This window comes from Geodermatophilus maliterrae (assembly GCF_041018925.1).
In the GTDB taxonomy this organism is placed as follows: domain Bacteria; phylum Actinomycetota; class Actinomycetes; order Mycobacteriales; family Geodermatophilaceae; genus Geodermatophilus; species Geodermatophilus maliterrae.
In genome coordinates this window covers 13,128-28,913 of the sequence record NZ_JBFNXQ010000067.1, presented here as the reverse complement: position 1 = coordinate 28,913, position 15,786 = coordinate 13,128, and the positions used below count along the sequence as shown (strand labels likewise).

At 73.8% G+C, this 15,786-nt stretch carries 12 protein-coding genes and 1 tRNA gene; 8 read left to right on the top strand and 5 right to left on the bottom strand.

The features are described from left to right. Nucleotides 1-342: 342 nt before the first annotated feature. Nucleotides 343-2,544 (bottom strand): putative bifunctional diguanylate cyclase/phosphodiesterase, encoded by a 2,202-nt coding sequence (locus ABQ292_RS18450; protein WP_369209082.1) that lies wholly within the window; start codon nt 2,542-2,544, stop codon nt 343-345. Further along, complete coding sequence (locus ABQ292_RS18445) at nt 2,541-3,347, bottom strand: SAM-dependent methyltransferase (RefSeq protein WP_369209080.1); 807 nt, start codon at nt 3,345-3,347, stop codon at nt 2,541-2,543. The genes ABQ292_RS18450 and ABQ292_RS18445 overlap by 4 nt, the downstream gene beginning before the upstream one ends. Nucleotides 3,348-3,495: 148 nt before the next feature. Here ABQ292_RS18445 and ABQ292_RS18440 point away from each other — a divergent pair, with 148 nt between their 5' ends. The 7 genes from ABQ292_RS18440 to ABQ292_RS18410 all read left to right on the top strand — a co-directional run bounded on the left by ABQ292_RS18440 (nt 3,496) and on the right by ABQ292_RS18410 (nt 11,835). Further along, nucleotides 3,496-4,056, top strand: coding sequence for a transposase (locus tag ABQ292_RS18440; protein WP_369209078.1), 561 nt, complete (start codon nt 3,496-3,498; stop codon nt 4,054-4,056). Nucleotides 4,057-4,508: 452 nt separating this feature from the next. Continuing rightward, complete coding sequence (locus ABQ292_RS18435; protein ID WP_369209076.1) at nt 4,509-5,051, top strand: winged helix-turn-helix domain-containing protein; 543 nt, start codon at nt 4,509-4,511, stop codon at nt 5,049-5,051. A gap of 44 nt (nt 5,052-5,095) precedes the next feature. Beyond that, on the top strand, nt 5,096-5,587 hold the full coding sequence (locus ABQ292_RS18430) for a transposase (RefSeq protein ID WP_369209074.1): 492 nt from the start codon (nt 5,096-5,098) through the stop codon (nt 5,585-5,587). Nucleotides 5,588-6,056: 469 nt separating this feature from the next. Then, entirely contained in the window at nt 6,057-9,707 is a 3,651-nt protein-coding gene (gene mobF / locus ABQ292_RS18425; RefSeq protein WP_369209072.1) for a MobF family relaxase, read from the top strand. 318 nt (nt 9,708-10,025) lie between these two features. Beyond that, a complete protein-coding gene (locus ABQ292_RS18420; protein WP_369209070.1) occupies nt 10,026-10,256 on the top strand; it encodes a helix-turn-helix transcriptional regulator in 231 nt (76 codons plus the stop codon). A gap of 168 nt (nt 10,257-10,424) precedes the next feature. Further along, on the top strand, nt 10,425-10,643 hold the full coding sequence (locus ABQ292_RS18415; RefSeq protein ID WP_369209068.1) for a helix-turn-helix domain-containing protein: 219 nt from the start codon (nt 10,425-10,427) through the stop codon (nt 10,641-10,643). Nucleotides 10,644-10,704: 61 nt separating this feature from the next. Beyond that, nucleotides 10,705-11,835 carry a site-specific integrase gene (locus tag ABQ292_RS18410; RefSeq protein ID WP_499803643.1) on the top strand — a complete coding sequence of 377 codons (1,131 nt, stop codon included), beginning with the start codon at nt 10,705-10,707 and terminating at the stop codon, nt 11,833-11,835. Between the two features lie 77 nt (nt 11,836-11,912). Here the strand turns inward: ABQ292_RS18410 and ABQ292_RS18405 are convergent. Together ABQ292_RS18405 and ABQ292_RS18400 are read right to left on the bottom strand one after the other, a co-directional pair. Next, nucleotides 11,913-11,999 (bottom strand) — tRNA-Ser (locus ABQ292_RS18405). Nucleotides 12,000-12,051: 52 nt separating this feature from the next. Then, nucleotides 12,052-12,657 (bottom strand): hypothetical protein, encoded by a 606-nt coding sequence (locus ABQ292_RS18400; RefSeq protein WP_369209064.1) that lies wholly within the window; start codon nt 12,655-12,657, stop codon nt 12,052-12,054. 388 nt (nt 12,658-13,045) lie between these two features. On the opposite strand from ABQ292_RS18400, the gene ABQ292_RS18395 reads away from it, so the two are divergent. Then, nucleotides 13,046-14,962, top strand: coding sequence for a helicase-related protein (locus ABQ292_RS18395; protein ID WP_369209062.1), 1,917 nt, complete (start codon nt 13,046-13,048; stop codon nt 14,960-14,962). A 41-nt stretch (nt 14,963-15,003) separates the two neighbouring features. Here ABQ292_RS18395 and ABQ292_RS18390 read toward each other — a convergent pair whose 3' ends face one another. Further along, on the bottom strand, nt 15,004-15,756 hold the full coding sequence (locus tag ABQ292_RS18390) for an MIP/aquaporin family protein (RefSeq protein WP_369209060.1): 753 nt from the start codon (nt 15,754-15,756) through the stop codon (nt 15,004-15,006). Nucleotides 15,757-15,786: the final 30 nt, after the last annotated feature.

Here is a 15,786-nt window from a genome sequence, read left to right as displayed (position 1 = left end):
CTGAACCGTGCCGCGTCGCAGGCGTTCCGAGCAGGCATGCCCTCGTACAGGTGAGCCCGCCCTTGCGGGTGCAGCCCGCGCGGTGAGTCCGGCTACAAAGCACAAGATCATCGATGCCGCCACGGTCGAGGCGGAACCCAGGCCTCAGGACCAGCGCCGTCTGGCCGCCATCAAGGTCTCGGCGCGTGTTGAGCCGTAGTACGTCAGGTCGCCGGGCAGTGCCTCGCTTGCGCACGAGACCCCATGTCCACAGAAGACGGGCCCATTGCGTGGCGCGGGGATGACTGCCGCGCTGCCGGCGTCGGGATGCGGCCGGTCGTTGCCCGGGACGGCCGCGAGCCCTCAGGTCGGGTCGAAGAGCCGGCCGAGGTCAGCCGGATCAGCGGGGCGGCCGAGGTACGTGCCCTGCCCGGCGTCGCAGTCCAGCTCCCGCAGGATGGTGACCTGAGCCTGCGTCTCCACGCCCTCGGCGGTGACCGTGAGGCCGAGCAGGTGGGCCAGCGAGACGATCGACCCGACGAGCTGGACGTCGACGGGGTCAGCCTCGTCCTCGCAGCGCAGTCCGCGGAGGAAGGAGCCGTCGAGCTTGAGCTCGTCGAGCGGCAGCCGCCGCAGGTAGGCGAGGTTGGAGTAACCGGTACCGAAGTCGTCGATGGCCAGGCGCACCCCCATCTCGGAGAGCGCCTCGAGGGTGTGACCGGTGAGCGGGTCGGTGCCGATGACCGCGCTCTCCGTGATCTCGAGCTGGAGCTGCTGGGGGTACAGCCCGCTGTCGGCGAGCGCCGCACGGACGTCGTCGACCAGGTGCTCGTCCCGGAGCTGCCGGCTGGCAAGGTTGACGCTGACGAACGGGCCGCTCCTGCCGGCTCCGAACCAGGAGAACGCCTGTCGGCAGGCAACCCGGAGCACATGCCGGCCGAGGGGGACGATCATCCCCGACTCCTCCGCCAGGCCGACGAAGCTCTCGGGGCCGAGGAGCCCCATGCGCGGGTGCTCCCACCGGACGAGCGCCTCCACCCCGTGCAGCCGGCCGTCGGCCAGGCGCCGCAGGGGCTGGTAGTGGACCAGCAGGTCCTCCCCCGCCAGCGCCGCGGGCAGAGCGGAGGACAGCCGGTACCGGGTGATCTCCCTGGCGTCGCGCTCCGGCTCGAACAGCGCCCACTGGCTCCTGCCGTCCGCCTTGGCCCAGTACAGCGTCATGTCGGCAGCACGCAGCAGCTCCGCCGGGTCGACGTCGCCGATCGACCGCTCCACCACACCGACGCTGGCGGTGATCTCGACCCGACGACCACCCAGCTCCACCGGCTGCGCCACCGCGGCGAGGACCTCCTCCGCGAGCGCGACCAGCTGCGCGCTGCCCGACGTCCCCGGGACGAGGACGACGAACTCGTCCCCGCCGAGCCGAGCGACCGACAGCCCGCGGTCGCGCACCACGGACTCGAGGCGCTGGGCGACCGCCACGAGCAGCTGGTCACCGACCTCGTGTCCCAGCGTGTCGTTGACCGCCTTGAAACCGTCGAGGTCGAGGTAGCACAGTCCCACCCGCGCACCCGGCGCCGTCCGGGCGAAGACGGCGTCCAGGTGGGCGAGGAACGTCCTCCGGTTGGGCAGTCCGGTCAACGCGTCGTGCTGGGCCTCGAACTCGAGCTGGCGTCGCAGGTGGCGCAGCGCCGTGACGTCGTGGATCAGCGCCAGCTGGTAGCGGGGCCGGCCGTCCCCGTCACGGAGCAACGACACCGTGAGGTCGGTCCACACCGACTCGCCGTCGGACTTGAGGAACTGCTTCTCGAGCCGGAAGTGCCCCCGTTCCCCACGGATCAGCTCGCCGTAGAGCCGCCACACGTGCTCGACGTCGGCGGGGTGCATGAACTCCTGTACGGAACGGCGGCGGAACTCCTCGACCGGATGACCCAGGAGCCGGACCAGGGCCGGGTTGACCTCCAGGATCCGGCCGTCCAGGTCGCCGATCCCGATCCCGATCGCAGCGCCCTCGAAGACCGCGCGAAAGCGCTCCTGGCTGACGTGCAGCGCCTCCCGCACCTGCTCCCTGGCCGCCGCGGCCGCGGCCAGGATCTCCTCCTGTTCCCGCAGCGCCCGTTCCTGCAACGCCGCACTGAAGCCCTCGGCGACCGCCGCCACAAGCGCGTGCCACCGGCGGTCGGGAGGTGCAAGGTCGCGCGGCACCTCCTGTCCACCGGACGACTCCGCCCGGCCCGCGGCTGCGCCGGTGCCAGGCCCGCCGTCCAGGAGCACGCCCAGGGTCTGGGAGAGCGACTGCGGGTTGGTGAAGTGGGCGTCGACCAGGGCAGCCCCCACCCGCCTGCCGACGGACCCCGGGTGGACCGGCGGCTCGTCGAGCGCGGCGAGGAGACGGTGCAGCAGGCCCCGCAGGAGCTCCTCGAGCTCGTCCGGCTGCAGAGGCACGTAGCTGGTCCCGGCGACGGCGTCGGCCCACCGCGCGGCGAGGGCACCGACGGGGTCCAGGGAGACGGTGGCACCCGCCCGGTCCCCGTCGTCCCGGGAGCCCGCCACCGCCGTGCTCACGTACGGCGGCCGACCCCGGCGAAGCCGGTGGTCCGCTCCGGGTGCCGGGCCGCCGCGTCGGGGTCGTCCGGCCGCCAGAGCGGCAACCACACCAGCCCGGGGTCGACGAGGTCGAAGCCCTCGAAGAACCGCGTGATCTCCTCACGGCTGCGCATCGTCATCGGCGTCGGGGTGCGGCTGTAGAGCTCGCGGTGCGACGCGGCCGCCTCGGGACGTCCGTCGGCGCTGGCGTGGGACAGGACGAGGTGACTGCCCGGGGCCAGCTCGTCCCGAATCCGTGCCACCGCCCCGAAGGGGTCGTCCGCGTCGCTCAGGAAGTGCAGGACGGCGACCACGAGCACCGCGATCGGCTGGTCCAGATCGAGCGTCGTCCGGACCGCCGGGTCCTCCAGGATCGTCTCCGGCGCGCGCAGGTCGCCATGGACCACCGCGGTCTGCTCGTCACCGGTCAGGATCGCGCGGCTGTGGGCCACCGCCACCGGGTCGCTGTCGACGTACACGACGCGGGCCCCCGGGTGCACCTGCTGCGCGGCCTCGTGCACGTTGCCCACGGTGGGGATGCCGGAGCCGATGTCGAGGAACTGGGTGGTGCCCCGTTCCGCCAGGTGGCGCACCGCCCGGCGCAGGAACGCACGGTTGGCGTGCATGATCACGGGTAGGTCCGGCCACAGGGAGATGGCCTCCCGCGCCATGCGCCGGTCGACCTCCAGGTTGTGCGAACCCCCGAGGTAGTAGTCGTACACCCGGGCCGCACTCGGGCGACTCAGGTCGACCTCGGCCGGGACCCAGCTCGGACGGTCCATCCTCCGTACCCCTCTTCCAATGCCGGCTCTCCACCTCAGCGGCCCGAGACGGACGGCTGGCTTCGGTTGCACCCGCATCTGTACCCGAAGATCTGGCCGTCCGGCCTCCAGCATGACCGGAATTCGAAGGACACGCCGGGTGCCTTGAGTGACCTCCTGGCCGCGGACAGGCAGGCAGCCGCCGCGGACGCCGGCTTGGCGGGGGGATGGGGCGCATACCGTCGTTGCCGAGCTGGCCGATCATGCGATCGGCTGCTCCCGCGGCGGGCTGACCACCAAGGTCAACGCGCTGGCCGATGGGCGGGGTCGGCTACTGGTGGTGCTGTTGACCGCCGGCAACACCCATGACACGACGATGTTCGCCCCGCTGCTGGCCGCGCTGCGGGTCGCCCGCACGGGGCCGGGTCGGCCGCGGACCCGGCCGGACTACCTGGTCGCTGACAAGGGCTACAGCTCGAGGGCAAATCGGCGGCTGCTGCGCGCCCGCGGCATCGGCCACACCATTCCGGAGAAGGCCGACCAGGCCGCCCATCGCCAACGGCGCGGGTCGGCCGGCGGCCGCCCACCGGGCTTCGACCCCGGCCGCTACGCCCGCCGCAACGGCATCGAACGCGGCTTCTGCCAGCTCAAACACTGGCGCGGCTGGCCACTCGGTATGACAAGCACGCCCGCAACTACGCCGGCGCGATCACCCTCGCCGCACTGCTGACCTGGCCACCGTGATCCGCCAGACACGTCCTAAGATCGTTGTCGACCCAGGGCCGCGTCAAATTCGGCGAAGTAGCGGCCTGAACTGGGCGGATGTAGGCCGGCACGGCCATGTGGTGGTCTGAGGTTCCCTACGCCGTCGACCGCCAGCGAGAAGGCCCGTGCCCGCGACTTCATCTTCCCCGTCCGCGTTGATTCCCGCGGTGAAAGCCGCGGACTTGCCGTCGGCGCCGCTGTAGGCGGCCGACTCGATCCGGCTACTGCAGGTCCTGGCGTCGGTTCCTGATCCTCGCGGCCCTGGGGCCGTCGTCACGGTCTGCAGTCGGTGCTGCTGCTCGCGCCGCAGGCGGTGATGGCCGGCGCGAATTCGTGGGTGGCGATCGCCTAGAGGTCCTTAACGGCGGACGTTAGGAGCCTGCTGACAGCCGGTGCTGCCTGCGCTATGCCAGAGGCATGAGGTATCCCGATGGTGGCGGGCTGGACGCCGACGAGCGTGCCCGCCGGGAGCGGGTGCGACTGGCCGCAGCCGAGTACTTCGAGGCCGGGGCCACCGACCGAGAGGTGGCCGAGCGCTTCCGGGTGACCCGGATGTCGGCCAACCGCTGGCACCGCGCGCTGAGCGCCGGCGGCCGCCCGGCCCTGGCCTCCAAGGGCCCCGGCGGGGCGCACTGCAAGCTCAGCGGCGTCCAGCTCGACGAGCTGCAGGCGGTGCTCGACGCCGGCCCTGCCGTGGCCGGCTGGGTCGATCAGTGCTGGACGCTGCCGCGCATCGCCGAGGTCGTCCGGACGAGGTTCGGCGTGGACTACACCTTGGCCGGGCTGGACCTGCTGCTGCACCGGCTGGGCTGGAGCGTGCAGGTGCCCGCTCGCCAGGCCGCCGAACGGGACGAGGAGCAGATCGCCGTCTGGCGGGAGGAGACCTGGCCGCAGATAAAACGACGGCGGCGGACCTGGGCGCCTGGGGAGTCGTCGAAGACGAGTCCGGTCAGGGGCTGAGGCCGCCCAAGGGTCGTACCTGAGGCCGGCGTGGCCGCACGCCGGTGGTGAGAGTCAGTTCGGCGAACAGCCCGCGGCTGTCGTTGGCTGCGCTGTTGGCCGCCAGACCCGGACATCGGCCCCGACTGATCTTTCGCACTCACCGCTACCGGCGCGGCGGCGGGCGCGAGCCCCGGCGCAAGGGGTTCACCGAGGCCGACCACGCCGCCCTGCTCGACGCCGCCCACTTCCAGCTAGGCGGACCGATCGTGGGAGTCTGGGACAACCTCAACACCCACGTCAGCGTGGCGATGGCCAAGAGCATCGCCGCTCGACCGTGGCTGACGGTGTTCCGGCTACCGCCGTATGGCCACGAGCTCAACCCGGTCGAGCCGGTGTGGTCGCACCTGAAGCGGTCGCTGGCCAATCTGACCAAGCACGACCTGGCCGAACTGACCGCGCCGGCCAAGACCCGGCTGCGACGGATGCAGTACCGCTCCGGGCTGCTGGCCGGCTTCTTCGCCAGCACCGGACTTGAGTTCGGATCCTTTCTGTAACCCCCGCCCTCAACGATCTCTAGAAGGCGAACCTCAACCGGGATCGTCGCAGGACACAGCACGTGCCCCCGGTTGCCGTCCCGTAAGGCCCGCCCGGTGAGCCGTCCCACACAGGGAGGACAACAGGGACCCCTCCACCGGTCGAGCCGCGTCGTCCGCTGGCCGCTCGACACCTACGCCACTGCTTCGCAGACAGGTGCTGCGTGACCGCGAACCGGTGCCATCGCAGAGCCCAACGTCACCAGACAGTCGGCATTCTGCATGCAATCAACAATCGCCACAAGCGATCAACGCGATGACACCTACGACGACTTGCCGCCCATAACGCCCAATCCATACCGCTGCTCCTCAAGCCTTCACTGAAGAACGGCACGCATGCTACCAATATTGGTAGTCCGGGCCCCGCTTCGCGGGGCCCACTGCCGTTTCCGGGGGTGGCGTGTTGGTCATTGTTGGGTGGCGTTGATAAATGCACGGCGGCCTCAAAATTTACGCCGGCGCGCCAGCGGCGGCCCGCCACTACGTGGAGGCCGGCCGGGGCCGGGTCGATGACTACTACCTGACCGAGGGCGCTGGGATTGCGCGCCGCTACACCGCCGGTGGCGGGCGGGTGGCCGAGCTCGCCGCGCTGGCCGGAGATGGCTACGAAGCGTGGGTGACCGGCCGGGACCCCGACACCGGAGAACCGCGGGGTCGGCTGCGGACCGACGAGCGGGCGGTGCGGTTCGTCGAGGTGGTGGTCAATGGCCCCAAGTCCTGGTCGCTGGCCGCCGCCCTGCACCCCGATACTGCCGCCGCCTACGACGCCGCGCAGGACCGCACCGCGGCCCAGATCATCGGCTGGCTCTCGCAGCACGTCACCACCCGGGTGGGGCCGCGCGGCGGGCAGGTGCAGGTTCCGGTCGAGGTGCTGGAGGCGGTGACGGTGCGGCACCACACCTCCCGGGCCGGGGATCCGCACCGGCATCTGCACCTGCAGGTCAACGCCCGGGCGTTCGCCGCCGGGCGATGGCGGGGGCTGCATACCGTGGGCGTGCGGGACTTCCTCGCCGCGGTCAACGGGATCGGGCACGCCGCGGTCGCCTGCGACCCGCAGTTCCGGGCTGCGCTGGCCGCGCACGGCTACACCGTGGACGGAACCGGAGACGTGCCGGAGCTGGCGGCCTACGCCGCGGCGTTCAGCGCGCGAGCCGCGCAGATCGCCCGGAATGTGGACCGCTACGAGCGGGAGTGGACGGCCGCGCACCCCGGTGAGGTGCCCGGGCCGGGGCTGCGGCGGGCCTGGGATGCCCGGGCCTGGGCCGAGGGCCGCCCGGACAAGGTCACCCCACAACCCGGTACCGACCTGACCTCGCGGTGGGTGGCCGAGCTGGCCGCCTTGGGCTACCGGGAGCCCGGGCGCCCCGTCGACCTAACCCCGGCTCCGGTTGGCGGGCTGGACCGGAATGACGCGGTCGAGCGCGTGCTTGCCCGGCTGGCCGCCGCCCGCTCGGCGTGGAACGCCGCCGATGTCCGCGGCGAGGTCGAGCAGCTGATCGCCGCCGCGGGCATCGTCGTGGACGCCGCGGTCCGCATCGAGTTGGCCGAGGACCTGACCGCACGCACGATGGCGCGGTGTGTGCCGCTGCTGGACCGCGACGACAGGCAGGCTGCGGTGCCCGAGCACATCCGAGCATGGACCTCCCAGCCGGTGCTCGACGTCGAGGACGACCTCACGGCTCGATTCGCCGCCCGCAGCGCTCCTCCCGCGGCCGATCCGTGGCCAGGGTTTGAGCCGGCGCTGCCGCTCACCGCGCTGGCGCGGCTGGACGCCGGCCAAGCGGAAGCGGCCACCTCGCTGGCCGGTGACCGGCCGCTGATCCTGATCGAGGGCGCGGCCGGTGCGGGCAAGACCACCCTGCTGGCCGCCGCCCGCGACCTGCTCGCAGCCCAAGGCCGCCGGTTGACCGTGGTCACTCCGACGCTGAAGGCGGCCAAGGTCGCCGCCACCGAAGTCGGCACCACTACCGGATCGGCGGCGTGGGTGGCCTATCAGCACGGCTGGCGCTGGGACGACGGCGTCTGGACCCGGCTGTCCCCCGGCCAGACCGACCCGGTCACCGGTGTCCCTCATGCCGGCCCAGAGGCTGGGGCAAGGCTTGCTCCGGGGGACCTGCTGGTCGTCGACGAGGCGGGAATGCTCGACCAGGACACCGCTCGCGCCCTCCTCACCGTCGCCGACGAGGCCAGGATCCGGTTAGCGCTGCTGGGCGATCGGCACCAGCTGGCCGCGGTTGGCCGCGGCGGCGTCCTGGACCTCGCCGCCGAGCGGGTCGACCCGGCCGGCCACCTGATGCTGGACACGGTGCACCGGTTCACCCGCACCGACGATGCCGGCCGGATGGAGCCAGACGCCGAGTACGCCGAGCTGACCCTAGCGATGCGCACCGGCGAGGACCCGGGCGCGGTGTTTGACGCGCTGGCCGTCCGCGGCCGGATCAGCCTGCACCCCAACGCCGCGGCGCTGCAGGAGGCGCTCGCCGCCACCTCCGCCACCTCCTACAGGGTCGGTGAACAGGTGGCGGTGGTCGTCGACACCCGCGAGCAGGCCGCCGAGCTCAGCGCCGCCATCCGCGACCGGCTGGTCACCGACGGGCAGGTCGATGACACCCGGATCGTCACCACCCGAAGCGGGCAGCGGATCGGGGTCGGAGACCGGGTCGCCACCCGCCGCAACGACCGTGACCTCAGCGTGGCCAACCGCGACACCTGGACCGTCACCGCCGTCGGCCAGGGCGGTTGCCTGACTGTCATCCCGGCCGACGTCACCCCCATCAACGCCGTCCCGTCCGGTGTCACCCCGGCGAGGGTGGGGGAGCGGGTGCTGCCCGCCGGCTACGTCACCTCACACGTGGAGCTGGCCTATGCCTCCACCGCGCACGGCGCGCAGGGCGACACCGTGTTGACCGGACACCTGGTGGTCGGTGAGCACACCGGGGCGGCGTCGGCCTATGTCGGGATGACCCGCGGCCGCACCGCCAACACCGCCCACCTCATCGCCACCGACCCCGACCAGGCGCGCGAGCAGTGGATCGCCGTCTTCGACCGCGACCGCGCCGACCTCGGCCCCGGCCACGCCGCGCAGCTCGCCGCCGCCGAGGCGGCCCGCTACGCCACATCCCGCCCGCTCGACCGGGTGCTGGCCGACCTGCACGCGGCCTGGACGGTCGAGCAGCGCTGCCTCGACCATCTTGCCGCCTTGGAGCCGTGGTGTGACGCGCTGCGCCAAGCCGTGGTGCTGGAGACCCCCCACAGCGGCGAGCTGGCCCGGCTGGACGCCGATTCCCGGCAGGCGAGCCTGGCCGCCCAGCAGGCGACGCAGCGGGTGCAGGCCGCCGGTGCCGCCCTAGCCGAGGCCGCCGACCGCATCCGGGAGGGGCTGCTCGCCACCTGGGACGCCGAGCGCGGAGCAGCCCGCGCCGCGGCCCGGGCGGTGCTCGACGGGCCCGGCTGGTGGGGGCTCAAGCGCGCACCCGTCACCCGGGCCGGGGAACAGCTGGCCGGCTGGGCCGATCGGTGGCGCCCGCACCTGCCCGGACTGCCCACCGACATCGAACAGCTGGCGCGGGTGGCTGACCGGTTTGACGACCGGCCTGCGCTGTGGCGAGCGTTCGACACCCCCGCCCGCCGGGCGGCCGAACAGCAGCATCCCGAACAGCCCGGGCTGTGCGCCGCCGCCGAGGCCGCCCGGCGGGCCGGCGAGCAGGCCCAGGCCGCGCTGGCCGAGGCGCAGCACCGGCGCGCCGAACGGCTCGATCCGCTCGGACCGATCGCCTGGGCAGCCGATCCGGCAGGGCGGCTGGCCGCCCTCGAGCGGTCCGTCGCCACCACCTGGCACGAGCTGGCCGCCGCCCGGGCCCGCATTGCCGACCTGCAGGCGGACCCGGCTCCGCTGGGCCAACCGCCCGACCGGCTCAGCGCAGCCCGCGACACCTGGCGTGACCGCTACGACACCGAGCAGCACCAGCGCCGAGCCGCCACGCGGGGGCTGGCCGGCTACCTCGTACCTGTCCCGCGGCCCGAGTCAGAGCGCCACGGGCCACGACCCGCGCGCGGTGTCACCCCGAGCCTCGGGCGGTGAGCGAACCCGCACCCCGGCCTGTGCCGGGCCCGGGCGGGCGCTGCAGGAGAACTGAAGAACTACTGACGGACCCGCCGACCTCCGGCAGGTCCCTGCCGGAGCCGGTCCCCTGCCGGACGCCACCGCTCGGCGCCGCCCCCGACGGCGGACCGTGACCCGGCGGCTCTCACGTGCTGAGTCACCGGCCACCGGAGACGCACCGGAGCAAAGCAGGAGATCGACCGGAGAAGTTGGCTGTGCGCTGTCACCAACGGCCGCGAAACGGCGCCTTCTACAGGTGGACGGCCACCCAGATTCGCCCAGCCCCCGGAGACAGCCATGAACGACCAGACCCCCGGCCCCGATCACACCGCCGAGCTGCTCACCATCACCGAAGCAGCCCAGCTGCTGCGCGCCCCCGTCGCCACCCTGCGGTACTGGCGCCACCTGGGCACCGGCCCGCACAGCTTCCGCCTCGGCCGCCGCGTCCTCTACCGGGCCGAGGACCTACGCAGCTGGATCGACGCCCAACACGGTCAGGCTGCCCCCGGCCCGGGGGGCTCGCGATGAGCCTGCACCCCCATCGGCGCTCTCACCGGGATACGGGAGGCGCTGCCCGTCAGACTGGTGCACCCCGCGGCGGCGCACTCGGGCCCTACTGGAGGAATCGGGAAGGTCAGCGTCCCACTCTCCCAGCGGGCGACCGCTGACATGGCCCAGGCTCTGCACGGAGAAGCGATGTCCCCGGCACCGGCCGACGGGCGTCCACCACCCAGCGACTCCGGTCAGCTGCTCACCATCGGCCAGGCTGCCGAGTACCTGGGCACCGGGCAACGCTTCGTCCGCCGCCTCATCAGCGAGCGGCGGATCCCCTACGTCAAGCTCGGCAAGCACGTGCGCCTCGAGCGTTGCGCGCTGGACGCCTTCGTGGCGGCCGGCCGGGTGCCCTGCCGGTAGGGCGTCGACCAGCGTCCACAGACGAGTTCCCTGCAGAGCCGAAGGCGGCCAAGGTCGGAGCATGCCAGCAAGCAGCACCAGAAGGCGCTTCGGTCGCGTGCGCAAGCTGCCCTCCGGCCGGTGGCAGGCCCGCTACCCGGGCCCGGACGGCCGGGACCGGTCAGCACCGAGCACGTTCGCCACCAAGACCGACGCGGCGCGCTTCCTGGCCGCGGTGGAGGTCGACATGGGGCGCGGCGTGTGGCTCGACCCCTTGCGCAGCGGCGTCACGCTCCGCGAGTACAGCCAGGCGTGGCTGGCCGAGCGGACCGTTCGAGGTCGTCCCCTCGCCGTGCGGACCCGCGAGACCTACCAGCACTCCCTCGACCGCTGGGTGCTCCCCGCGCTCGGAGGCCTGCCGCTCGACCGGATCACCCCGGCCGCGGTGCGACGGTGGCACGCCGAGACGAGCGCAGCCACCGGCCCGACGGCGACCAGACAGGCCTATGCCCTCCTCCACGCCATCCTGGCCACGGCCGTTGCCGATGACGCGCTCCCCCGAAATCCCTGCCGGATCATGGGTGCGGGGCAGGCCCGCAGTGACGAGCGACCGCTGCTGGACGTCGACCAGGTGCAGCACCTCTCCGCGCACATGCCCGAGAACCTCCGGGGCCTCGTCGACCTGGCCTTCTGGGCCCACCTGCGCCTCGGCGAGCTGCTGGCCCTCCGCATCGGCGACATCGACATGGACGCCGGCATTGTGGCCGTGCAGCGGCAGGTCGTGGAGACGGACGCGGGCCCCGTGGAAAGCCCGCCGAAGGCGGGTAGCCAACGCGTCGTCCACCTTCCCCCGCAGGGCGTCTCGGCACTGGCTGAGCACCTGAGAACCCGCTCCCCGGCGTTGCCGACCGCTCGACTGTTCGTGCGGAGGGACGGGAGGGCTCTCCGCGCCCATCACGTCCACGCCGCCTGGAGCACGGCCCGGCGAGCAGCCGGCCTACCCGATATCCATCTGCACGACCTGCGGCATGCGGGACTCACCCTGGCGGCGCAGAGCGGGGCGACCCTGGCCGAGGTCATGCGACGTGCCGGCCACTCGTCGTCCCGCGCGGCGATGATCTACCAGCACGCGGCCGAGCGGCGCGACGCCGAGGTCGCGGCCCGCCTCGGGCGCCTCGCGGCGGGCACGACCCCGAACCGTACGGGCACGTAGCGGGCACGCGAGCGATCTGCAGCGCCGGGCGCCCGTCGCCGGAACTCCTCGAGCAGCGCAAAACCGCTGGTCAAGAGCGGAGGGCGTGGGATTCGAACCCACGATGGGTGTGACCCCATAGCGGTTTTCAAGACCGCCGCCATCGGCCTCTAGGCGAGCCCTCCTGACGGATCCGATGCTACGGAGCGGTCCGGGGTCGGGCAGGAGCGGCCGGGGTCAGCCGGCCCGGCGGACGACGTGGGCGCCGCCGAGCGGGTCCACGGCGAAGCCACGCAGCGCCAGGACGTCGGCCAGGACCTGGTTCATCGCCTGCTGCACCAGGGCGTGCGCGATGTCGCCGTGGACCTGGTCGACGCTCATCCGGTCGTGCTGCAGCCAGCTGACGACGATGCCGCCGAGCGCGGGCTCGGGGAGCAGGGAGGCCCCGCCGGTACCGGTGGCGTCGTGCAGGGCCAGCCCCGCCTCGCACAGCGCCGCGGTCACCTCGACCACCAGCGTGCCCAGGGCGGCGTCGTCGTCGGACAGCACGGTGTCCCAGTCCTCGGGCAGCCGGTCGAGCTGCTCACCGAGGTGCACCAGCCACGCCCCGTCCTGCGGTGACGGTCGCCGGGCGAGGCCGCCGTCCGCCCGGCGGAACCCGTGCACCAGGTGGGTCCCCGGCTCCTGGGCGCCCGCCGCCCAGCCGGCCTCGGCCCGCTCGCCGAACGGCCCGGCGACGACCCGCTCCGAGCCGTCCACCTCGTCGACGACGAGCCACCAGCCCTGACGGACGCCGCCGCCGACGAGCACCTCACCACCGGACCGTGCGCCGATGCCGCTCACGAAGACCACCCCCGAGTTCGCGCGGACCGACGGGGAAGGCGTCGGCCGCTGCCCCCCACCGGTTCCCGGCCGGGGGCAGTGGCGAAACGGTATGAGCGGACACGGTCCCGGCCGCCCGCTCGGGAGGGGCCCCGGCGTCCGCGTGCACGGATCGTTGTCCGGGCCCCGATCACGGGTGGTGACCGGCCTCCCGGGCCCACCACTTGTCGACCGCAACGACCCGCGTCGAGCGTGGACGGGCACCGGACCCCGGCGGTGACCCCGTTCCGGCAGGGATCGCCCCGGCGTGTCGTCGGGGTCCACCGGCTGTGGCACCGGCCACTTGTCGGGACCGCGGGCATGATCCGGGCACGGCCGGTGTTCGCGTGGGAAAGGTCCGCGGTTCCTCGTGTCGGCCTCACCTCGCACGTCGACCGAAGGACACCCCCTGCCCGAGACCGTCCCCCCGCAGTCGCCCGCCCGCCGTCGCCGGCGGCTGCCCGCCGACGAGCGCGCCACCGCCAGGACGACGGCCGACCGTCCGGCCGACCGCTCCCCCGACCGCGAGGCCGATCGCGCCGCCGCCCGCGAGGCCGCCCGCGAGGAGCGCCGCGCCCAGCAGTCGTGGGTCGAGGGTGCCGCGCCGGAGCTGCCGGTGCGCAGCACGCCGCCCGAGCGGGTCGTCTTCCACCTCGGCCCGACCAACTCCGGCAAGACGTACGAGTCGCTGCAGGCCCTGGCCGCCACCGGCTCCGGGGTCTACGCCGCTCCGCTGCGGCAGCTGGCGCAGGAGGCCCACGCCAAGCTCGCCGCCCAGCTGCCCGAGGGCACGGTCGGCCTGTCCACCGGCGAGGAGGAGATCGACCCGCACGCGCCGATCGTCTGCTGCACGGTGGAGAAGGCCCCGATGCGCGGGGAGCTGCTGGTCCTCGACGAGTCGCACTGGGTGGCCGACCCCGAGCGCGGCCACCACTGGGCGCGGCTGCTCCTCACCGGCGAGTACCGCGAGATGCACCTGATCTCCGCCGCCGAGGCCCATCCGCTCCTGGCGCCGCTCGTCACCGACGCCGCCCGGGTCGACGTCGTCCACCACCAGCGGCTGTCCCGGCTCGACGTCCTGCGCGCTCCGATCCGGACCACCGGCGTCCGCCCGCAGACCCTCGTCGTCGCCTTCTCCCGCAAGACCGTCTACGCCGTCGCCGCCGAGCTCGACCGGCACCGGGCCGGGAGGGTCGGTGTCCTCTACGGGGCGCTCCCCCCGGCCACCCGGCGCGAGGTCATCGAGCGGTTCACCACCGGCGAGCTCGACGTGCTGGTGACCACCGACGTGATCGGCCACGGCATCAACGTGCCGGCCGCGACGGTGCTCTTCGCCGAGACGACGAAGTTCGACGGCACCGAGCTGCGGCCGCTGCGCAGCTGGGAGGCCGCGCAGATCGCCGGGCGGGCCGGCCGCTACGGCCTGACCGGGCACGGGACGGTGGGTGTGCTCACCGGTGTGCCGGGGCTGAAGCCCTCGGCCGCCCTCGTGGCGGTCGGCGCCGAGGTCGCCCGCGGCGACCGGGCCAGTGACCTGCCCGAGCGCGCGCCGCGGCTGCGCCCCGAGCTGGCGGACCTCGGCGCCTTCGAGGCGGTCGACCTGCCCGAGGCCCTGGTCCGCTGGCAGGCCTGGGCCCGCGCGGCCACCCGCGACGAGGCGATGACGCCGGACGACGTCACCGGCCTGGTCCTGCGGGTGCGGGCGCTCCTGCCGCTGCTGCGCGGGCCGCTCGGCGCCGCCGGCGACCTGCAGACCGTCTGGCGGCTGGTGAACCTGCCGATCGACCACGACCCGCCGCGCCGCACCCGCTGGCTGGTGCTGGCCCGGGCCGCGCTGCGGCACGCGGTCGGCCTGCCCGTCCCCCCGGAGCTCGTGCTGCCCGACGTGCCGGTCGGCAGCGCGGTCGAGGTGTACGAGCAGGCCGCGGCGGGCGCCCGGGACGCCCAGACGCTGCTCCGGCAGTTCCCCGGGGTCGCCGGCCTGAGCAGTGACGACGCCGCCTGGGTCGAGGAGGAGTGCGCCGAGGCGATCAGCGAGATGCTGCCGGACGCCATCTCGATCAGCCGGTCGGGCAGCTGCGTCGAGTGCGGCACCGCCATCGCGCCGTGGTTCAGCACCTGCCGCCCGTGCAGCGCGCCCCGCAGCCGCGGGGCCGACGGCGGACCGGGACGCGACGGTGCCCGGCACGGGCACGACGGCGGCCGCGGGCACCGCGGCGGCAGCCGGCCGGGCTCGCGGTCGGGCTGGCGGCAGGGCCGCCGGCCCACCCGGAGCGGCCGCGACTGACCTCCGCCGGAGATCCGACCCCCACGCGCCCGTCGGGCCGGTCAGGCCTCCGGCGGCTCGCCCCCGGCGAGCAGGCGGTCGTAGACCACCGCGGCGAGGACGCCGCCGACGGTGGGCGCCAGGAGGTAGATCCACAGCGACGAGAGCTGACCGGTCAGCAGGTCGGGCCCGAACGCCCGCGCCGGGTTGACCGCACCACCGGTGAGCGGTCCGGCGACGAAGATGCCGGCGGCCAGCGCGGAGCCCACGGCCACCGGCGCGATCGCCGCCTGCGCGCGGTCGTCGGTGGCGACCGACACCACGACCAGGACCAGGACGAACGTCACCAGCGCCTCGACCAGGAACGCCTGGCCGGCGGAGACGCCCTCCTGCGGCGTGGTGGCGCCGAGCAGCCCCTCCTCCCGGCCTGCCCGGCCGTAGACCGCCCACGTCGCCGCCGCGCCGGCGATCCCACCGGCGAGCTGGGCGGCGACGTAGGCGCCGGCGGCCGGCCACGGGAAGCGCCGCGTCACCGCGAGCCCCAGCGTGACCGCCGGGTTGAGGTGGCACCCCGAGACGTGTCCCAGGGCCGCGGCCAGCGCGGTGAGCGTGAGACCGAAGGCGAGCACCACGGCCAGCAGGTCGTAGAGCGTGTTGCCCGTGGCGGGCCCGGCCACCACGGTGCCGGTGCCGACGAACACCAGGATCGCCGTCCCGATGAACTCCGTCAGCGCCGTGCGCCCGACCGTCGTCCCGATCCTGCTGCCGTAGAGGCCGGTGGTCGCGGTCTCCCGTGCGGTCCTGCTCGACGCCATCTGTCGTTCCCCGTTCCGGCGGCGCCCCTG